Origin of the sequence: Planotetraspora thailandica, from assembly GCF_016863335.1 — a bacterium.
In the GTDB taxonomy this organism is placed as follows: domain Bacteria; phylum Actinomycetota; class Actinomycetes; order Streptosporangiales; family Streptosporangiaceae; genus Planotetraspora; species Planotetraspora thailandica.
In genome coordinates, this window is the sequence record NZ_BOOR01000050.1 from 1 (window position 1) to 18917 (window position 18917).

An 18917-nucleotide genomic window follows, 5' to 3' on the forward strand; every position below is an offset into this window, starting at 1 on the left:
GGGCGGCGAGCCGGTCGGTGCGGCGGGCGCCGAGCACCACATGGTGCCCCGACCAGGCGAGACGCCGTGCGGCGGCGGCGCCGATTCCGCTGCTGGCTCCGGTGATGAGGACGATCTTCTCGCTCACTTCATATCCCTTGGTTGGTGTGTCATGAGCATGGGTCACGGCTGAGTTCACTGACTGAACTACTGCTGGTGGAGACCGTAGCACGCGCAAGTTCAATGAGTGAACCGGGGCAGATAGAATCGCAACATGACACTCCCGAGCACCTACGCGGACCGCAACTGCTCAGTGGCACGAGCGTTGGAGATCGTCGGAGAGCGGTGGACGCTCCTCATCATCCGCGACGCGTTCTTCGGGGTGCGTCGATTCGGAGACTTCGCCAATCAGCTGAAGATCCCCCGCGCCGTCCTGACCAACAGGCTGAAGTTCCTTGTGAAGGAAGGCGTGCTCATACGTGACGATGATGCGACCGGAGGTGTCGAGTACCGGCTGACCGCCAAGGGCGTCGCACTGTGGCCGGTCGTGCGTGCTCTGATGAACTGGGGGGACGCGTTCTACTCTCCGTCTGGAGTGAAGCGCGCCGAGCGCCACGATCAGGACGGAGGTCTTCTCGACCACGATGGACGCTGCGAAGATTGCGGTTTGGTCGTCCCGGTCCCGGAGATCCGGATCGAACCCGGACCCGGATTCGATCTGACTGACTCCGACCACGATCCCGTGTCCGGCGCGATCAACACGCCACACCGACTCCTCGAGCCGATCATGCGACCGCGCACACTCTCGGCCGCCGAAGGAGAACTCAGCGCGACGCGCGCAGCCGAACGCGCGCACCGGTGATCGCCCGGTGCGCGCGCATGTGCGATCAGTCCGCTGTGCCTGAGGGGGCCGGCGGGAGGGGGACGCTGGTAATGCCGACGCCGAACGTGCGCAGGCGGGCCAGCGCGCGTACCGGGTCGATCGCCGTTTCGGGGAGGACCACGCCGGCCCCCGGAGGCAGGGCGCCGTCCAGGCCGAGGAGGCGCTCGATGCCGATGAGCACTCCGAGGGCGGTTAGATGGGCCTGCCCCAGCGGGTCGCTCACCACCGTGCGCAGAGCCGCCGGCGCGTCGTGCTCGTCCCGGCCCCACAGGTCGGCATAGATCTCATGGGACGCCGTCCCGCCGGCGAGCGTGCCGTACGAGTCGCCGATCCCCAGGTCGAAGCGGACGTTCGGTGCGCCGGTGACCGCCGCCAGCGCCGGGACGTCGAGGACGCCCATGGGCTGGGCGTCGAACGCCGGCGGGCCGCCCCGATCGATGGTGCGGATGTTGCCCGCCGGCTCGACCGTCTCCCAACGTCCGCCGCGGCGGAGGAGTGCCCGGTTGAAGAAGGCCTCGCTGTCGTCGGTGGTCATCGGCCCGGTGGGGTCGGTCCGGTCGAACAGGGCGGCGAGCTCGATGCGCTCGACCCGGCCGAACCCCTGCGCGGCGGCCAGCGTGGCGAACGTCGTGACCCCCGCCTGCCAGTGGCCCATGATCAGGGCCGGCCGCTGCGCCAGGTCGGCTGCAGCGATCATGGTGCGGCCGACGTTGTCCGCCTTGCGCACGATCCCGAGGTGCGCGGATCCGGCCCGCAGCGCCGCCCTCAGCAGGTTGTCGTCCGGGTCCTGCACCAAGGAGACGACCAGGTCGACCGGCCCTGCCGCGGCCAGTCCGGTCTCCGCGTGGGCAGCGTCGAGCTTCACGACGCTTGCTCCACACTCGCGAGCCAGTGCGGCGGCCTCGGCGGGCCGCCGCCCGCCGATCACCACGTCGACGCCGTGCCCTGCCGCACGCAGGTGACGGACGGTCCATCCGCCGACGAGCCCGTAGCCGCCGACGATAAGTATGCGATGCATCATGTGTTTCCCGAAGGCAGAGAAGGAGAGGTACGTCGCCCTAGGCGGGAGGCGCGGCACGCACCGGCCGCTTCGCGCGCCGGGTTACCGGAACGCCGGGGTCCCGCCCCGAGTCGGGCGACGAAGTAACTTACTCATGGTAAGTTACCATTGGTAGGTTGCTTGTCAAGGCCACTCCGAGGAGGCCTGCTCCAGGGAGACACCGCTATGGGGGTGACCCCGTACGGCGGCGAGCAGGGGGGAGCGGTGACCGTTGCAAAGTAAGCTACTTTCCGTAGGTTGTCGGCAGCGGGCGGAGGAACACGTGGCCGGACGACGGCTGTCGCGCGAGAAGCGACGCCTGCAGCTGCTCGACACGGCGATGGCGATCGTCCGGGCCGAGGGCGCCGACGGGCTGACACTTGCCCGGGTCGCCGAGGAGGCCGGCGTCACGAAGCCGGTCGCCTACGAGCACTTCGAGACCCGGACGGGACTGCTGACCGCGCTCTACCGGCGCGTCGACGACCAGCAGATTGAAGCGGCGAACACGGCACTGCGCGCGCGAGTCGGTTCGCTGGAGGAGGCCGTACAGATCCTGGCCGAGGCGTACATCGACTGCGTACTGCACGTCGGTAAGGAGTTCGGCGTGGTGACCGCGGCGCTCTCCTCGATCGCCGGTACCGAGGAACTGCTGAGGGAGGGGCGGGAGCGCTACGCCGGGCTCTACCTGCGCGCCGTGGAGCGTTTCGTGTCGCTGCCGGAAAGCGAGGGGATGACGCTGATGCTCGGCGTCGTCGGCGCCGCCGAGGCGCTGGCCCGCGAGGTCACCAGCGGTCGCCTGAGTCGGGCGGATGCGGTCCGCGCGGCCGACCGCATCATGCTGGGCGCGGTGAACGCCGCCCGACAGGCCGCGGCGGAAGCAGGGGCGACGTCCCGCTGATCCTCGCCGAAAAGATCAGTCTCATGGTACGGACAAGTCCGTACCATGGTGGTTCACTCACTGAACTGATGGCGTGCTACGTTGTCTGGCAGGGGTAGTTCAGTTAGTGAACCAGTCTGGCCTTGTGCCTTCACCATCCAGCCGGAGCGCCGCGGCGACTTCGTTCGGGCGGTCGAGACGACGCAGGCATGGCCGGGGCAGGGGAGGAGGTCAGGCTTCGTGGACAAGACCGAGGGGCCCGGACTGCTGGATCTGGTCCTGGAGGCGCATGGTGGGATCGAGCGCTGGAGCAAGGCCAAGACGATCCGTGCCCGGCTCAACATGGGCGGTCCGACCTGGACGGCACTCGGCCAGGAGAAGATATTCGCCGGCCTGGACGTCGCGGTCGAGGTGAATGAGCAGCGCACCGTGTTCACCGGCTTCACCGGCCCCGGGCTTCGCGGGGTGTACACGCCCGACCATGTCGCCATCGAGGACCAGCACGGCACCGTCCTGCAGGAACGCCACGCGCCACGGGAGGCCTACCCGGACCGGGACGGCGACGCCCGCTGGGATCCACTGCATGCCCTGTACTTCGGCGGGTACGGCATGTGGAACTACCTCACCGCTCCGTACCTGCTGACGCTGCCCGGTGTCCACACTGAGGAACTCGAGCCGCGGCAGGTGGACGGCGAGCGGTGGCGGCGGCTCGGGGTGACCTTCCCCCGGCACATCGCCACCCACAGCACCGAACAGACCTTCCACTACGACGAATCCGGGCTGCAGCGCAGGGTCGACTATGCGCCGTATGTCATGGGCAACCGGCCCGCCCACCACTACACCGAAGCGCACCGCACTGTGTCCGGCCTGGTGTTCCCGACGCACCGCTACGTGCTCCCCGTCGAGGACGGCCACCCCGGGCACGCACCGATCATCATCGTCGACTTCACCGACATCGCCGTCGATTTCGCCGACTGACCGCACCCGCCCCGAGGGAGGCCGAGGATGAACACCCGTCCTTACGCCGAGAAGAAGTTCGCCGAGATCAACGGGGTTCGGATGGCCTATCTCGACGAGGGAGAGGGCCGTGCGATCGTGTTCCAGCACGGCAACCCGACCTCGGCCTACTTGTGGCGCAACGTCATGCCGCACCTCGAAGGGCTGGGCCGGCTGATCGCCTGCGACCTCGTCGGGATGGGCGATTCCGGCAAACTGCCCGACTCCGGTCCGGACCGCTACTCCTATCAGGAGCAGCGGGACTACCTGTTCGCGCTCTGGGAGCACCTCGATCTCGGCGACGGCGTCGTGCTCGTCCTGCACGACTGGGGTTCGGCACTCGGCTTCGACTGGGCGTTCCACAACCAGGACCGGGTCGCCGGAATCGCCTACATGGAAGCCATCGTGGCTCCCGCGACCTGGAACGACCGGCGGGACAGTTCAAGGCGGACCTTCCAGGCTCTCCGCTCCACCGCCGGCGAATCCATGGTGCTCACCGACAACGCGTTCGTCGAGCAGGTGCTGCCGAGGGGGATCCTCCGGGACCTGAGCGAGGAGGAGATGGCGGTCTACCGAACGCCCTACCTCACCCCGGGCGAGAGCCGCCGCCCCACGTTGAGCTGGCCGCGCCAACTCCCGATCGACGGCGAACCCGCCGAAGTGGTGCGGATCGTCGAGGAGTACGGCCGATGGCTGGCCACGTCCACGGTGCCCAAACTGTTCGTCAACGCCGACCCCGGCGTGCTCCTGATCCGCGGCCCGCGCGATTTCTGCCGCACCTGGCCTAACCAGACCGAGGTGACGGTGCCGGGCAGGCACTTCGTCCAGGAAGACAGCCCGGATCTGATCGGCGCCGCAGTGGCGGACTTCGTACGCGACATCCGTGGCACCCGACCGGACCGGCATGCCGTTTCGCCCGAGTGAACAGCATCTCGGGGGCCCGTGAGGCGGCCCCGAGAAGGAGCTGACAGCACTCGTAGTTCTACGAAAGGAGTTCAGATGACCAACGATGACAGGCTGTTCCTGGTCACCGCCGCGACAGGCAAGACCGGGGGCAGCACGATCGACCTGCTGCTGCGGCGTGGTCACCGCGTCCGGGCGATGGTGCACCGCGAGGACGAGCGCTCCCGTTCGCTGGCGGAGGCCGGCGCCGAGGTCGTCGTCTCGGACTTCCACGACCTGGACGGCGTGACCCGAGCCCTGCAGGGTGTCACCGGCGCCTACCTGTGCCACCCGATCTCCCCGGGCCTCATCGAGGCGACCACCTACTTCGCCCAGGCCGCGACCGAGGCCGGCGTCCGGTCCGTGGTCAACATGTCGCAGATCTCCGCCCGCCGCGAGGCGGGCAGCAACGCCGCCCGGCAGCACTGGCTGTGCGAGCGCCTGCTCGACCGGACGAACCTGCTCACCGCGCACCTGCGGCCGACGTTCTTCGCCGAGTGGCTGAAGTTGTGGTGGGAGCTGCGGGACGGCGAGGGGTACCTACGGCTTCCGTTCGGCGAAGGCCGGCACGCGCCGATCGCCTCGGCCGACCAAGCACATGTGATCGCCGCGGTGCTGCTCGACCCCGAGCCGCACGACCGCGCGGTCTACACCCTGCACGGCCCGGTCGAACTGAACCACCATGACATCGCCCGGGTCATGTCCAGCACGCTCGGCATCCCGGTGCACTACGAGCCGATCAGCGTCGAGGAGTTCGCCCCGGCCATGGCAGAACGAGGTATGCCCGCGCACCGCATCCAGCACCTGAGCAACGTCGCCATCGATTACCAGAGCGGCGTGTTCGCCGGCACGAACGACAACGTCGAGAAGATCGGTCATCGCGCTCCGCTGTCTGTCGAACAGTTCGTCCTCGAGAACAAGCCCGACTTCGGCGTCAGCGGACCTTACTTCGTCCCCTTCGGCACATGAGCGACAGAATACGAATTCCCCGACGAAAAGGATACTCAAATGGTGGAAGTAAACATACGAACGATCTCCATCCAGCACATCACAATCGTGTCGAACAAGTCTTTCGAGGATACGAGAGCGGCTTTCGAGAAAGCGCTCGGCCGGCTCGATGAAAACGTCTTCGTGCTCTTGCAGTACGGCCAGGTCGAGCGCGCTATGGAGGTGCTGGAGAGCCTGCCGCCTCTCGTGATCGCGGGCGTCCGCGATCATGGAATCCTGCTGAAGGTCTGGGGCCAAGACCGTAAGGCCCTCAGGTATGACTGCGGAAATGCGCTGACCGCTACGAAAATGACGCGCCATCAACTGTCCGCCGGCCTCTACGCACCCCTCCGCGTCCTGCTGCGGGAAAGCCGTGAAGGCGAAGTCGCATTTGAATATGACCGTCCGAGCGACGTTTTCAGGCAGCTCGGCGACCTGAACGTGGACGCAGTAGCTAAAGACCTCGACGTCCTTCTTGAGGACACCCTCCGCGAGGTAGCTGCTTGAACGCGTGCCCGACGTCAGTGAGGTGCCTGGATCGCCCGTTTGAGGTGATGTCATGCGGCGTGGTGATGCCGAGCATGGGGCCGATCACGTCGTCCAGGACGTGGACTCGATAGAGGTTCCCGCTCCTGACCACGGCAACCTGAACAGCCCAAACGCCCCGAGTGATCCTCGGGGCGTTCTTGTTTGGGTTCGACGGCAACGCCGTGACCGACCCGTCCGTCCAGGGGGCCGGAACTACGGTCGGCGGGCTTCCAAGAGAGCAAGGGACACCCGAAGGTCGTCCAGTCCTACGACGTGGCCGCCCAGCGCCGGCTGTGGACGATCTCAGAGGAACTGACCGCGGTGACGTTTCCGGTGTGACTCACGCAGGTCGAGCCCGGCCCTCAGAATTGGTGAGCGGATGTGTCGTACCTATCCCTCACACGAGCCACCGGCGCTCTTCCGCGGTGCTGCACCGCAACCCGAAATCGGCGCCACGCGCGCTGAGTGCCGGGCGGCTCGCACATGGCATGCTGCCGGGGCCGAACGCAGGCTGGTCGTCGCCCGGGCATGCGCGCGGGTGAACTGCCGGTCCGAGTTAAGCGTGCACACGGCCGCTTTCGACGCGCTGCCCCATGGCCGCACCTCTGTATTTCACTGAAGAGAATTCGTGCGGAAACGGATATCGGCATGAGAGGTGTTACAAGAAGCCCTTCAATTTGCATTTGCGTAGCTGTAGCGTAACCAACGATCAACCAGGGGGTAGTGATGGATCAAGTGACCAGCCAGGATTCCGAGGAGTTACCCCGGCGGGAGGAGCCGGCGCTGCGATTAGAAGGCCTTCATAAGGTCTTCGCCGACAACGTCGCGGTCGATGACGTCGATCTGGTCGTTCCCCAAGGCTCGTTCTTCGGCCTTGTCGGACCCAACGGCGCCGGCAAGACCACGGCGCTGTCGATGGCCGTGGGCCTGCTCCGACCTGACAAGGGCCGGTCCGAGGTGTTCGGCGTGGACGTCTGGTCGGACCCGGTCCAGGCGAAGTCGCTCATGGGCGTCCTGCCGGACGGGCTCGCAATGCCCGAACGGCTGACCGGCCGGGAACTCCTGACGTTCATCGGTCAACTGCGCGGCATCGCCGACGACGTGGTGGCTCAGCGGACCCAGGAACTGCTCAACGTCATGGAGCTCAACGACGCCGAGCGCACGTTGGTCGTCGACTACTCCACGGGCATGCGCAAGAAGATCGGGCTCGCGACCGCGCTGTTGCACGGGCCGAGGCTGCTTGTGCTCGACGAGCCTTTCGAAGCCGTCGATCCGGTCTCGGCGGCTGCGCTCAAGGCGATCCTGGTGCGGTTTGTCGCTTCGGGCGGTTCGGTGGTCCTGTCCAGCCACGTCATGGCCCTGGTCGAGCAGTTGTGCGACACCGTCGCCGTCATGGCCAAGGGCAAGGTCGTCGCCGCCGGTCCCCTCGACGAGGTTCGTGGCGACCGCACGCTGGAGGAGACGTTCGTCCGCCTGGTGGACGTCGAGGCCGGCAACCGGGAGGGCCTGTCGTGGCTGGCGTCCTGATCCGGATGAAGCTGGTGATCATCCGTCACTCCATGACGGGTGGTAAGGCCGCCTGGATGATCATCGGCGGCCTTTTCGGGATCGTCTTCGCGGTCGCCACGATCTGGTTGAGCCTGCTGGAGAGCATCCCCCTGGCCGTGATGGCCGACCTGCTCGCCGCGGTCTACGTCATGTGGATGCTCGGGTGGATCGTCGGACCGGTCTGGGGCGGCTCCACGGTGCTGCGCGTCGACCACTTCGCGTTGCTGTCCGTACCGCAGCGCAAACTCGCCGTCGGACTGCTCTTCGCGGGCTTCGTCGCCATCACCACGGCCGTGACGTTCCTGGCGTTCGTGAGCCTGATCGTCTACGGCGCTCGCCTCGGCATCGTGCCCGCGCTCGTCGCGGTGCCGGCCGTCTTCCTGCAGTTGGCCTTCGTCGTCCTGCTGTCGCGAGTCGCCATGGTCGTTTTCGGTGTCGTGGCGAAGTCCCGGATCGGTGCCGCGTTCACCGGCGTACTCATCGCCGCGATGATGGTCCTCGCCCAGTCCGGCTGGATGATCGCAGTGGCGATCCAGGTCTCCGGCGTGCTCAACGACGGCTTCGGGGACGGCTTCTCCACCACGGTGCGGGCCATCCCGTCCGGGTGGGGTCTCGTCGCCGTCGAGTCGGCCGCCCGTGGTGACTGGGGATTGGCGCTCGCCGCACTCGCCGGGCTGGCCCTGCTCATCGTGTTGCTGTTGCTCGGCTGGAGCCACAGCCTCGGCACCCCGCGGCGAGCCCGAATCACCATCCGCGGCTCGCGCAACGCCGCCGTCTCCAGCAGGGGGTTGTTCGCCGGGCAGACCGGCACGGTCGTGCGTAAGGAACTGCGCACCTGGTGGCGTGACCCCCTGCGCACCCAGACGGTGTTCGTCCCATTGGTCTGGGCTCTGGGCACGACCCTGCTGCCACTCACCTTCGACGAGAAGCTGCTGCTGCCCTGGGCCGCACCGGCACTCGCCGTCATGGCCGGCGCCGCCATGTGCAACATCTACGGCCTGGACGGCACCGCGCTGTGGATGACCCTGCTCACCGGCAGCGAACGTGCGGACCTGCGCGGCAGGCAACTGGCCTACCTGCTCATCTTCGGCCCGATCACCCTCGTCATCGCGGTGGTCTTCACCGCATGGAGCGGACTCGCCTACGCCTGGCCCTGGGTGCTGGCCCTGACTCCGGCGATGCTCGGCGGGCAGGCCGGCCTGGGCGCGCTCATCTCCGTGGTGGCGATCGCGCCCGGTCCCGACGCCCACAAGCGCCCCGACAATCCGCTGGAGCACGGCGACACGACCGGCCAGGCCAACCTCCTGTTCTGGGGCGGCCTGCTGACCGGGATCCCGCCGGCCACGTTCCTCACGCTCGGCACCGTCTACGACAACGCGTTCCTGCTGTGGACGGCCGTTCCGGTGGGTGTGGCCACGGGCGTCTTCCTCGCCTGGTGGCTCGGGCGGGTGGCGATCCGCAGCCTGCGGGTACGCGGCCCGGAGATGCTCTTCCTCATGCGCACCGGGCGCAACAGCAAGTCGATCAAGATCGAGATGCCGAAGCGTGACGCGTGGATCGCCCTCACCGGCTGGACGCTGGGCTCGATCGCGCTCTTCCCGCAGGGGATCGTACCGGTGATCTTCCTGCTGGTCGGGCTCGACGTGAAGTCGTGGTTCCTGCCGCTCTACCTTGCCGGTCCCCTCCAGTGGCCGAGCGCCATCGTCATGGTCCTCCTCGGTTCCTACCTGTACTACATCGCCATAAAGCTGACCTTCGCCAAGAAACCATCATCCCCGCCTGACGACGGCAGCGGCGACTCCACCGTGCCCCCGCCCGGACAGAGCCAAAAGCTCGAATCCGTCTGAACACCAGCGGGCTTGTCGTTCGCTGCTCTGAAGCAGGCGAGTCAGTCGTCGAACTCGAAACCGTCCGCCTTGGCGGCTGCGACGAGCTGCCGCATGCGGTCGGCGTCTGTCGCGATGGTCGCCATCCGGGTGGCCAGCTCCTCCAGGGCGCTTCGGTCCGTTCCGTACGCGCAGAACATGCTGCCTTCGGGATCGTATGAGAACCGGCCTTCCAGGGCAGGGGCCTCGACGCTGACGAGCACTTGCGCGACGCCTTCCCAGAAATATCCGTTCGGCTCGTGACCGAGCTCCTCGATCACGTTGTCTACCTGCGTGGTTCCCGCGTCCAGCAACAGTGCGTACTTTCCCGGGGTCGACTCGATCAGCCTCAGTGGATGCATCGGCGCATGGTGCCACTTTCGATCACGAGCTGCAAGGCGCGCTCGTCGGCCACGTACTCTTCTGCTGCGAGTCGCGCGCTCGCCAGGTCGGGCCTCCCAGTCGCCCGGCTCCGCCGGTGACAGGACGTCGACGTGGTGCCTGTCACTGGCTGCGCGAAACGTAGCCGAAACAAGGTCCCGGCAGCATGCCACTATGCACCTGAGTATCGAGCGTGCCGACTTTACTGCCCCCAACCTTGGTGCGTTTCTTCGGGCGCATCTTGATGACCTCGCGCTCACAGCCCCTGCAGAGAGCCGACATGCACTGGATCTCAGTGGACTGCAGACACCAGACGTCCGCCTGTGGGTCGCCTCCGTCGGCCAAGAGATTGTGGGGACGGGCGCTCTCGCAGCACTGGAGCCGGGGCATGAGGAACTCAAGAGCATGCGGACGGATCCGGAGCGACGAGGTCAGGGAATCGCTACCCGGATCCTCGAGCACCTCGTGCAGGATGCTCGAGGACGCTACATCCGCCGGATTTCCCTGGAGACCGGCAGCATGAAGTTCTTCGCCCCAGCGAGAGCGCTGTATGCCAAGGCAGGGTTCGTTCTCTGCTCTCCATTCGGCTCCTACACCGAAGACCCCAACAGCGTCTTCATGACGAAGAGCCTTTAGCGCTCGCGCTTTTCTATACGCCCTGTCATGCCGCTGCGCGGATGCACACGTGAGGGCCTCTGCCATGGCACCCGCGATCGCCGACCTTGGGCGATGGGAGACTCACGATCGGCGGACCAGGACCATCACACTGCACGACTCGGATCGTACGCAGGCGTTCCTGCGGCTGCTTGACCGTGACGGCGGCACCGTGGGGCCTCTCATTCAATACCTGCACACCACCGTGGTCACCACGGACGAGACTGTGCTGGCCGGTATCGAGCGACGGCGGAACGGCCCGAAGCGATGTCGCCGCGCAGCGACGACGGCTGATCCGGTTCGTGGCGAAGGTGGGCGACGTCGTCATCGGGTCGGGCTCCGCGCCGGCGGGCGTGCCAGAACGGCACCCTTTCGGTTCGGTGCTCGGCAGATTGATGGACCTGCGCGGAATCTCGGTCAAGGAGATGGCCACACGGTGCGGCCGGTCGATGTCGACGATCAACATGAGCTCGGGTTTGGTCTGACGGTCCATCGGTGCCCCCTTCAGGTCATATTCGGACTACCTGTAACTAGGAACCGAAACCATCGACCCAGCTGAGGCGGGGGAGGTGATTGCACAGGATCTGCACATTTCACGAAGGAGTCCGTGCACAGCCGAGGCCTACGCTTTCGCCATGGCTACCCCCCAGCAGCGTCGCGTCCTTGTGGTCGAGGACGACGAGACGATCGCGAGAGCCGTACAGATCCGGCTGGCCGCGGAAGGCTTCGACGTGCGCGTCGCGGGCGACGGGGAGGAGGCGCTGGCGGCCTACGCCAAGGTGGAACCCGACGTCGTGGTCCTCGACCGGCTGCTGCCCGGACTGAACGGGCTGGAGGTCTGCCGCCGCATGCAGGCGGCGCGTCCGGTGCCGGTCCTCATGCTGACCGCGCTCGGTGAGGAGACCGACGTGCTCGTCGGGTTGGGCGTGGGCGCGGATGACTACATGACCAAGCCGTTCAGCATGCGAGAGCTGGTGGCCAGGATCGACGCACTGCTGCGCCGGGTCGAGCGGGCCAGCCAGCTCGCCCATGAGGACGCCGTGATCCGGGTGGGCGAGGTGGAGATCGACACGGCCGAGCGGCGGGTCTTCGTCAGGGGGGTTGAGGCGCAGCTGACCAGGACCGAGTTCGACCTGCTCAGGCGGCTCGCTGAGCGGCCGGGTCAGGTGTTCGAGCGTGAGCGCTTGCTGTCCGACATCTGGGGGTTCGCAGAGGGGGCCGCGACGCGGACCGTGGACAGCCATGTCCGGGCGCTGCGGAGGAAGCTCGGCCCCGACGTCGTCCGTACCGTCCATGGCGTCGGCTACGCGCTCGTACGTCCGTGATCGTCCGCTGGGATGGAGGTGGGGGCATGCGGCCCCTCGATTTTCTCGGCCGGATCAAGGTGAAGCTCGGCATCGTGATCGTGCTCGCCGTGGTGACGGCCTTTGTGGTCAACGAGGTTGGGATCAACGCCGGGCTTCCGCGCGGCGTACGCATCGCGATCGCCGCCGTACTCGCGCTGATCATGGTGCAGCTGCTCGCGATGGGGATGACCAAGCCGCTTCGGGAGATGGCCGCCGCCGCGCAGACGGTCGCCAAGGGCAGGTACGGCATGCGGGTGTCGGCGACCTCCCGGGACGAGGTGGGCGAGCTCGCCAGGGCGTTCAACGCGATGGCCGCCGACCTCGGCGAGGTGGACAGGCAGCGGCGCGAACTGGTGGCCAACGTCAGCCACGAGCTGCGGACACCGATCACCGGGCTGCAGGCCGTGCTGGAGAACGTCGTCGACGGGGTGTCCGAGCCCGACATCGACACGCTCGGTACGGCGCTCGCCCAGACGCAGCGGCTGGGCCGCCTGGTCGCCCAGTTGCTCGATCTCTCCCGGCTCGACTCAGGCGCCCGCCCGTTGGAGGCGGAGGTGTTCGACCTCAGGTCGTTGTGCCGGCAGGCCGTGAACGAGGTCGGCCTCGCGCGCGAAGGTGTGACGGTGGAGAGCGACGTGCCGCACGGAACGGCGGTCCTCGCCGATCCGGCGCTGCTCGCCCAGGTTCTGGCGAACCTGCTCGACAACGCCGTACGGCACAGCCCTCCCGGCGAGACGGTACGGCTCGAAGCGCGGTCGTCGGGGAGCGATCTGGAGATCAGCGTCATCGACCGCGGGCCCGGCATCCCGGACGCGGAGCGCACACGGATCTTCGAGCGGTTCTCCCGCCTGGACGCCGGCCGCGCGGCCGACGCGGGAGGCGCCGGGCTGGGCCTTGCGATCACCAGGGAGATCGTCGAGCTTCATGGCGGCTCGATCCGTGCGGCCGAGCCGGACTCCGATGTGGAGTCCGGCCGTGATTCCGGGGTGACTGATCCTCGGCTGCCTGATCCTTCGCCGTCCGAGGCACAGGTTTCCACTGCGCAGATTCCTGATGTGCGGCGCCGGGGCCGCGGCTGCCGCATGGTCGTCGTCCTTCCCGGGAGGTTCGTCGGCGCGCCTTCGGCGACACCGGAATCGGACGGAGAGAACAGGACGAAGGGAGCGCCTGGGCGAGGACCTGCGCCGGGTTCCGAGCCGAGGCCCGCACTGACGCCCGAGCCGAGGCCTGTGCCGACAGAGGGGCCGGCACAGGCACCCGGTGGGGGTCGCGCGGCAGCGGCCGTCGTCCGGACCGGTGTGACGGCGCGAGTGCTTACGGAGGAGCTTCAGACGACGGCCGTGATGGGGACGGCGGAACGGGATGCGACCGGTGCCACCGGTCGCGTGGGAGGGGCGATGGGAGATATGAGCGACGGGATGTCGGGGGCACCGGCGGGCGAGCTCAAGGGCAGGGTGAAGGGCGCCGAGGATCGTACGGAGAAGAACGCGGACACGGTCGATACCGACGCGATTCCGACCGGTGCCAGTGCCGACGCTGCGTTCGGGACGGGGACCGGCCCCGCGGAGGCCCCCGGTGCGAGGACGCGTGGGCTGGCGCCGATCGAGCCGGGTGGTGGCGAGTCGGGTGCTGGCGAGTCGAAAGGTGCCAGGTCGGCAGGTGCCGAGCGGACAGACGCGTCTGGGGGCGCTGAGCCCGCGGGTGCCGAGCTGAGAGACGCCAGGCTGAAAGATGCCGAGCCGGGGAGCGACGGGTCCGCGGGTCCTGCCGCGCCCGCGAAGGACGCGCGCCACTCGCCACCCGCGCATGAGTCACATCCGTACGACGGAGCCCCGTACCCGCCGTCCCGGCATGGGTCGCCCGCGTCTGGGGGCGCGTATTTGGGGCCACCACCACCCTCCTACGTGCCACCCCCCTTGTTCCCACGGCCGGAGCTACCCGACGCGCCACGATGGCTGCTCCTGGCCGCCGGCGCCGTCGGCCTCGTCGCCGCGCTGGCCCTGCCGTACGCGGCGACCGGGTTGGGACTGGTGATCACGGCGATCGCGTTGGGAGCGGGCGTCTTCCCGGCGCTCATCGCCACGGGTCGCCAACGGATTACGCCGTGGACCGTGGCGTTCGGGATCATGGCCTACGCGTTGGTGTCGGTCGCCCTGTTCCGCGACGCGGACTGGCTCGTATGGCCGCTGTTGACGGCGGCGTTCTGCATCGCGGCGCTCGGCATCTCCGGTGCGGGGGCCGGCTGGCTCAGTGCGCTGAGAGGCGGGCTTTCGGTCGTCCTCGCGGTTTTTCCGTTGCCGTGGTTCCTGCAGGCGCCGACCAAGCGGCTGATCAGGCACAGGCGGGTGCTGCCGCTCCTGGTGAGCATCGGAATCACCCTGGTGCTGCTCCTCGTCTTCGGCGTGCTGTTCGTCTCCGCCGACGCGGTCTTCTCCGCGTTCGCGAGCGAGGTGCTCCAGGCTCCCGACTGGGCGTCGAGTCTGCCGGTCCGGATCTTCCTGTTCATCGTGTTCGCGGTGGGCGCGGCCGCGGCCGTGCTGGTGGCACTCCGTCCGGTGGCCGAGCCGGCAGGCCCCGACCTGCGGATATCCGTCAGCCGGACAGTCTGGGTCATCCCCCTGGTAGGCCTTGACGTGTTGTTCGCGTCCTTTGTGGCCGTGCAGATCACCGTGTTGTTCGGCGGAAACCGCAGGGTGTTGTCCACGGCCGGGCTGACCTACGCCGAGTACGCCAGGTCGGGTTTCTTCGAGCTCGTGACCGTCAGCGTCTTCGTGCTCGGGATCGTCGGGGCCATGGTGGGCCTGTTCGGGCCGAAGGGCCGCAAGGACCAGCGACTGCTCGCCGTACTGCTGGGCCTGCTGTGCGCGTTCACGCTGGTCATCCTCGCCTCCGCGCTGCACCGCCTCGGTCTTTACACCGGCGCGTACGGCTGGACCCGCTTGCGGGCTTCGGTCGGGGCGACGATCTGGTGGCTCGCCGCCGTGTTCGTACTGGCTCTGATCGCGGGAGCGGTGTGGCTCTCGAACCGGGGTACGGCGTGGTTGCCGCGCACGCTCGTCATGGTCACCGGGATCTGCCTGCTGGCGTTCGCGGTGTGGAACCCCGATGTCCGGGTCGCGGAGACGCAGTTGACCGTCCGGGGTGTCTACCGCCTGGACCACGACTATCTGGGTGATCTGGGGGCGGAGGCCGTACCGACTCTGGATCGTCTGCCCGAACCCATCCGTAGCTGCGTTCTCCGCGACGTGGTGTCCGTCAACCACCTGTCGCAGCCGGATCCCTGGAACGGGTGGAACCTGGCCAGAGAGCAGGCCCGTGACGTGCTCGCCAAACGACCGTTGTCGGCCGTCTCCTGCGCGGAGGGCGTACCGCGCACCGTCGATTGAGCGGCGGCCTTCGATGCGGCTTTTCCCCTCTTGAGCCTCTCCCGCCCGTTGGGCGACGCCCGGCTCACGCAGGCCAAAATCATGAACCGAAGCTTGGCGGCCGATCGTTGAGGATCCGCTGGAACAGATAGGAGTCCTGCCATCTACCGTTGATGTGCAGGTACTTGGGCGCCGTCCCCCACTGTTCGAATCCGTTCTTAACCAGTACGCGCTGCGAGGCGACGTTCGACGGGCTCGTACTTGCTTGGATCCGGTGCAGACCGAGTTCCTGGTCAGCAATCTGGCAAAGCGCTGCAACAGCCGCGCTTGCCAGGCCGCGTCCGACCTCGGCGGGCTCCACCCAGTACCCCAGATTTGCACTACAAGAAGGACCGAGCACGATCGTGTTGAGCGTTGCACACCCCAACACACGACCGTCTCGCAGCATCGCGCAGGCCAGTAGCCTGCCCTCCTTCATTTGCTGCACCATCTCGTCGAGCCGACTCTGCTGGCCGGCAAGCGTCCAGAACGAGTCAGGTCGCACCGGGTCGAAGGGATGCAGATGCTCACGACTGCGGATGTACGCGTCGAGCAGTGCACGTGCGTCGCCGACGTCCAGTGGACGCAGTAGGACGCCCCCCGGAAGCGAGGCGGAACCGATCATCCTTACAGCGTAGTACGGCACCAACAGCGGGCAACATCTGCTCATGCCGCTGATCGGGCGGGAGCATGCACAGGTGCTCCGCTCTGCCGATGAGAGGAAAATTGCGCTGGGCCGTCGATGAAAGAATCCACGGACAAAGTGGGCCCGAAAGGAGGCATCAGCCATGACCAAGATCTCTTCGGAGGAACGAACGGAACTAATACGCCTGGTCGACTTCCTCATGTCGGCTCAGGGCACCGAAAAAGAGCAGGATGAGGCGCTGCGTTCCCTGGAGTCACGCGTTCCGCACCCGAGGGTGTCCGACCTGATCTTCTGGCCACAGCACGAGGGGTTCGACCACGACCCGACAGCCCAACAAGTGGTCGACGCGGCGCTCGCGTACCGCCCCATCGAACTCTGACGGCGTGCCCGTCCCGTCACAGCGCATCCGCATCTGCCGCAGGGCGAGCGCGGCGCGGTACGCGAGGTTCCGTCACTGTGCGTCAGGATTTCCTGGCGTCGCTGGCAAGCGCCGAGGGCGCTGTCGTGCCGAAGAAGAGTGTGCCGAAGCCGCTCCGCCAATCACGGCTGGTGCGCTGGCCAAGAGCCTCGCCGGACGAGCCGATCGAGGTCATCGAGCAACTTCACCTCGCTGCGAGACAACTTCTCGCGCTCAGGCGTCGGCAGGCCGATGAGTACGTCCGGGAGCGGTTCGTCGCGTGGGACGTACACCATGGCACCGGAATATCTCGGACCGACGACGCACATACTGATCTGCCGCCGTGCGCGCGACCGCGCGACGATGCCGCGGAGGACGCGGACGCTCGATCATGCTGCTGTTTCGATGCCCTCGCTGCTGTCGGTGCCGTCTGGCAGACTGCCGCCATGCTTGATCACTTGTCGATTCAGTGCGGAGATCTCGTTAAGAGCGCGGCCTTCTACGACGCTGTTCTGGCGCCGCTCGGCGGCCGACGGATCATGGAATTCGGTCCAGTCATCGGATACGGCGTTGACCGCCCCACGTTCTGGATTGGTCAGCAGTCGACCGGCGACGGTTTCCGCGAGTCGCACATCGCTTTCACGGCAACCGACCGCCAGTTCGTCGATGCCTTCTTCGCCGCGGCCATCGGCGCCGGCGCGGAGGTCCTGCATGAGCCGCGAGTCTGGCCGGAGTACCACCCGGACTACTACGGCGCCTTCGTACGCGATCCCGATGGCAACAACGTCGAGGCAGTCTGCCACCAATCCCGCTGAACTCACCGCTTCGTCCACGCTCCGGAGCACGCATGCGCGTCCCACCGAACATGCCCTCTTCTGCCGCGATGCGGCACCGGGCTCGCGGCCGGGATCTCGGCCTTGATCACGACGCGACGGGTCATCGGTCGCCCTCCGCGGCGGACTCGTTCATGGGGCCGGCGGGCGGCGGCTCGACCGGCGCAGCCGCCACGGGCGGCGTCTCGATCGGGACCGAGATGAGTCGCGCCGCGATCGCGCCGATCGCCGTCAGCACGAACGGGTACACGCACAGGTACACCCGGAACGCGAGCCCCGTGTCGGTGCCGGGGTCGTCGCCCGAGTTGTAGCCGAAGAACACGCCCAGCGATGTGAGCGCGAGTCCCGTCACGATCCCGTTGAGCCGGCTGAAGAAGCCGAATGCGGACAGGAAGAGCCCTTCCCTGTGCTCCCCGTCGCGCGCGGCGTCGGCGTCCAGCACGCGCGCGACGATGAGGTCGTTCGTTGCGAGCATCCCCGACCACCCGGCACCGACGAGCACCCCCGCGGCGATCGCTGTAACGAGGTCGGTGGCGAAGAACAAGGCTGCGAAGCCGGCCGCGAGGACCGCGAAGGCAAGCCGCCAGGTCCACAGGGCGCCGCGGCGTGCGACGACGCGCGTCCATACCGCGAGGCCGCCCGCCGAGATGAGGATGACGATGCCCTGAAGGTAGAGCGCGTTCTCGACCGGGAGCCCGAGCGAGTAGCGCACGTAAAGCTGGATGCCCGAGAGTACGAGCGCCATGGCTATGCCGTAACAGGCGCCGGTGAGCCCGACAGTCCAGAACATCGGGTTGCGCACGATCGACCATACGCTGCGCAGCAGCAGCGGCTGCTCGCGCGTGGAGTAGCGTGGATTCTCGCGCGCGCCGAGCGCCATGATCACGATCACGACGAGCGCGACCGCGCCATAGATGATCGCTGTGATCTGGAAGCCTTCGGTGGTTTCCTCGGTGCCGAACACCTTCGTCGTGAGCAACGGGGTGACCGCGAGCGAGATCACGAGGGCCACGAGCTGGAAGCCCTGGCGCAGACTGTTGGCGACGGCGCGGTCGCGCTCCTGCGGGTACAGCTCGGGGAGCAGCGCGCCGTAGTTCGCGTTGAGCATCGAGTCGAAGGCCTCGCACAGGATGGCGAACACCGCGAACCAGAGCAGGAGGCCGATGCCCTGCAGAGAGGCTGGCGCCGAGAAGAATGCGATCATGCAGGCCGCGAGCATCGGCGCCCCGACGAGCAGCCACGGCCGGCGCCTTCCGAACCGGCTTCGGGTGCGGTCGGAGAGGTGGCCGAGCAGCGGGTTGTCGAACGCGTCGATGACCGCATATATCACCATGACTACGCCGTAGGCGCGAACGTCGAGCCCGAGGATGTCGACGTAGAAGAGGATCATCGATCCCTTGATCATGTTGATCGGGATGGAGGTGCCGAACATCCCGATGGCGTAGCGCCATGCGGGAGTCCGCCCCGGGGCGGAGGTCGTACCGGGCTGGGACACGCGATCACCCTCCCTGCGACGCCGACGCTGTGCGCGGCGTCACCTTCGCACGCGAAGGAGAACAGCAGGTGAAGCGGAGTCGTGCCGCGCCCGATGTCGATCGCCGGCCCGGCCTCG

The 18917-nt window shown here is 67.4% G+C and carries 19 protein-coding genes; 13 read left to right on the plus strand and 6 right to left on the minus strand.

Annotation, left to right across the window (positions count from 1 at the left end; translation table 11 throughout):
• Positions 1-127, minus strand: a 127-nt coding sequence (locus Pth03_RS28190) for an SDR family NAD(P)-dependent oxidoreductase (RefSeq protein ID WP_239119434.1), incomplete at its 3' end; no start/stop codon positions are given.
• Between the two features lie 126 nt (positions 128-253).
• Between Pth03_RS28190 and Pth03_RS28195 the strand changes: the two genes are divergently transcribed.
• Positions 254-841, plus strand: a complete 588-nt coding sequence (locus Pth03_RS28195; RefSeq protein ID WP_203947439.1) for a winged helix-turn-helix transcriptional regulator — start codon at positions 254-256, stop codon at positions 839-841.
• A 25-nt stretch (positions 842-866) separates the two neighbouring features.
• Here the strand turns inward: Pth03_RS28195 and Pth03_RS28200 are convergent, their stop codons facing one another.
• Positions 867-1880 (minus strand): Rossmann-fold NAD(P)-binding domain-containing protein, encoded by a 1014-nt coding sequence (locus tag Pth03_RS28200; protein ID WP_203947440.1) that lies wholly within the window; start codon positions 1878-1880, stop codon positions 867-869.
• Positions 1881-2184: 304 nt separating this feature from the next.
• On the opposite strand from Pth03_RS28200, the gene Pth03_RS28205 reads away from it, so the two are divergent.
• From Pth03_RS28205 to Pth03_RS28235, 7 genes are all read left to right on the plus strand, one after another.
• Positions 2185-2799 (plus strand): TetR/AcrR family transcriptional regulator, encoded by a 615-nt coding sequence (locus Pth03_RS28205; protein ID WP_203947441.1) that lies wholly within the window; start codon positions 2185-2187, stop codon positions 2797-2799.
• A gap of 219 nt (positions 2800-3018) precedes the next feature.
• Positions 3019-3756 (plus strand): hypothetical protein, encoded by a 738-nt coding sequence (locus Pth03_RS28210; protein ID WP_203947442.1) that lies wholly within the window; start codon positions 3019-3021, stop codon positions 3754-3756.
• A gap of 27 nt (positions 3757-3783) precedes the next feature.
• Positions 3784-4698: a haloalkane dehalogenase gene (locus Pth03_RS28215; protein ID WP_203947443.1), complete on the plus strand. Its 915-nt coding sequence runs from the start codon at positions 3784-3786 to the stop codon at positions 4696-4698.
• 75 nt (positions 4699-4773) lie between these two features.
• Positions 4774-5685 carry an NmrA family NAD(P)-binding protein gene (locus Pth03_RS28220; protein ID WP_203947444.1) on the plus strand — a complete coding sequence of 304 codons (912 nt, stop codon included), beginning with the start codon at positions 4774-4776 and terminating at the stop codon, positions 5683-5685.
• Between the two features lie 39 nt (positions 5686-5724).
• Positions 5725-6210 carry a DUF302 domain-containing protein gene (locus Pth03_RS28225; protein WP_203947445.1) on the plus strand — a complete coding sequence of 162 codons (486 nt, stop codon included), beginning with the start codon at positions 5725-5727 and terminating at the stop codon, positions 6208-6210.
• A 747-nt stretch (positions 6211-6957) separates the two neighbouring features.
• Entirely contained in the window at positions 6958-7758 is an 801-nt protein-coding gene (locus Pth03_RS28230) for an ABC transporter ATP-binding protein (protein ID WP_203947446.1), read from the plus strand.
• A complete protein-coding gene (locus tag Pth03_RS28235) occupies positions 7743-9626 on the plus strand; it encodes a hypothetical protein (RefSeq protein WP_203947447.1) in 1884 nt (627 codons plus the stop codon). Before Pth03_RS28230 ends, Pth03_RS28235 begins: the two co-directional genes overlap by 16 nt.
• A gap of 41 nt (positions 9627-9667) precedes the next feature.
• Here Pth03_RS28235 and Pth03_RS28240 read toward each other — a convergent pair whose 3' ends face one another.
• Positions 9668-10006, minus strand: coding sequence for an Imm51 family immunity protein (locus Pth03_RS28240; RefSeq protein ID WP_203947448.1), 339 nt, complete (start codon positions 10004-10006; stop codon positions 9668-9670).
• Between the two features lie 193 nt (positions 10007-10199).
• On the opposite strand from Pth03_RS28240, the gene Pth03_RS28245 reads away from it, so the two are divergent.
• Positions 10200-10661: a GNAT family N-acetyltransferase gene (locus tag Pth03_RS28245; protein ID WP_203947449.1), complete on the plus strand. Its 462-nt coding sequence runs from the start codon at positions 10200-10202 to the stop codon at positions 10659-10661.
• 25 nt (positions 10662-10686) lie between these two features.
• Here the strand turns inward: Pth03_RS28245 and Pth03_RS28250 are convergent, their stop codons facing one another.
• Positions 10687-11172 (minus strand): hypothetical protein, encoded by a 486-nt coding sequence (locus tag Pth03_RS28250; protein WP_203947450.1) that lies wholly within the window; start codon positions 11170-11172, stop codon positions 10687-10689.
• Between the two features lie 142 nt (positions 11173-11314).
• Between Pth03_RS28250 and Pth03_RS28255 the strand changes: the two genes are divergently transcribed.
• Entirely contained in the window at positions 11315-12004 is a 690-nt protein-coding gene (locus tag Pth03_RS28255) for a response regulator transcription factor (protein ID WP_203947451.1), read from the plus strand.
• 26 nt (positions 12005-12030) lie between these two features.
• The gene (locus tag Pth03_RS28260; protein WP_203947452.1) at positions 12031-15411 is read left to right on the plus strand and encodes a DUF4153 domain-containing protein; all 3381 of its coding nucleotides are present in this window, start codon (positions 12031-12033) and stop codon (positions 15409-15411) included.
• Between the two features lie 79 nt (positions 15412-15490).
• Here Pth03_RS28260 and Pth03_RS28265 read toward each other — a convergent pair whose 3' ends face one another.
• The gene (locus tag Pth03_RS28265; protein WP_203947453.1) at positions 15491-16054 is read right to left on the minus strand and encodes a GNAT family N-acetyltransferase; all 564 of its coding nucleotides are present in this window, start codon (positions 16052-16054) and stop codon (positions 15491-15493) included.
• Between the two features lie 163 nt (positions 16055-16217).
• Between Pth03_RS28265 and Pth03_RS28270 the strand changes: the two genes are divergently transcribed.
• Both Pth03_RS28270 and Pth03_RS28275 read left to right on the plus strand, forming a co-directional pair.
• Complete coding sequence (locus Pth03_RS28270) at positions 16218-16454, plus strand: bacteriocin immunity protein (protein ID WP_203947454.1); 237 nt, start codon at positions 16218-16220, stop codon at positions 16452-16454.
• A gap of 464 nt (positions 16455-16918) precedes the next feature.
• Positions 16919-17287: a VOC family protein gene (locus Pth03_RS28275; protein WP_061254041.1), complete on the plus strand. Its 369-nt coding sequence runs from the start codon at positions 16919-16921 to the stop codon at positions 17285-17287.
• Positions 17288-17408: 121 nt separating this feature from the next.
• Here Pth03_RS28275 and Pth03_RS28280 read toward each other — a convergent pair whose 3' ends face one another.
• Positions 17409-18800, minus strand: coding sequence for an MFS transporter (locus Pth03_RS28280; protein ID WP_203947455.1), 1392 nt, complete (start codon positions 18798-18800; stop codon positions 17409-17411).
• Positions 18801-18917 lie beyond the last annotated feature (117 nt).

Bases quoted from the DNA above. Each gene is read 5' to 3' on its own strand.
- Pth03_RS28270 (WP_203947454.1), top strand. From the start codon at position 16,218: ATGACCAAGATCTCTTCGGAGGAACGAACGGAACTAATACGCCTGGTC.
- Pth03_RS28275 (WP_061254041.1), top strand. From the start codon at position 16,919: ATGCTTGATCACTTGTCGATTCAGTGCGGAGATCTCGTTAAGAGCGCG.
- Pth03_RS28195 (WP_203947439.1), top strand. From the start codon at position 254: ATGACACTCCCGAGCACCTACGCGGACCGCAACTGCTCAGTGGCACGA.
- Pth03_RS28265 (WP_203947453.1), bottom strand. From the start codon at position 16,054: ATGATCGGTTCCGCCTCGCTTCCGGGGGGCGTCCTACTGCGTCCACTG.
- Pth03_RS28245 (WP_203947449.1), top strand. From the start codon at position 10,200: ATGCACCTGAGTATCGAGCGTGCCGACTTTACTGCCCCCAACCTTGGT.
- Pth03_RS28200 (WP_203947440.1), bottom strand. From the start codon at position 1,880: ATGCATCGCATACTTATCGTCGGCGGCTACGGGCTCGTCGGCGGATGG.
- Pth03_RS28230 (WP_203947446.1), top strand. From the start codon at position 6,958: ATGGATCAAGTGACCAGCCAGGATTCCGAGGAGTTACCCCGGCGGGAG.
- Pth03_RS28260 (WP_203947452.1), top strand. From the start codon at position 12,031: ATGCGGCCCCTCGATTTTCTCGGCCGGATCAAGGTGAAGCTCGGCATC.
- Pth03_RS28250 (WP_203947450.1), bottom strand. From the start codon at position 11,172: ATGGACCGTCAGACCAAACCCGAGCTCATGTTGATCGTCGACATCGAC.
- Pth03_RS28215 (WP_203947443.1), top strand. From the start codon at position 3,784: ATGAACACCCGTCCTTACGCCGAGAAGAAGTTCGCCGAGATCAACGGG.
- Pth03_RS28240 (WP_203947448.1), bottom strand. From the start codon at position 10,006: ATGCATCCACTGAGGCTGATCGAGTCGACCCCGGGAAAGTACGCACTG.
- Pth03_RS28255 (WP_203947451.1), top strand. From the start codon at position 11,315: ATGGCTACCCCCCAGCAGCGTCGCGTCCTTGTGGTCGAGGACGACGAG.
- Pth03_RS28220 (WP_203947444.1), top strand. From the start codon at position 4,774: ATGACCAACGATGACAGGCTGTTCCTGGTCACCGCCGCGACAGGCAAG.
- Pth03_RS28225 (WP_203947445.1), top strand. From the start codon at position 5,725: ATGGTGGAAGTAAACATACGAACGATCTCCATCCAGCACATCACAATC.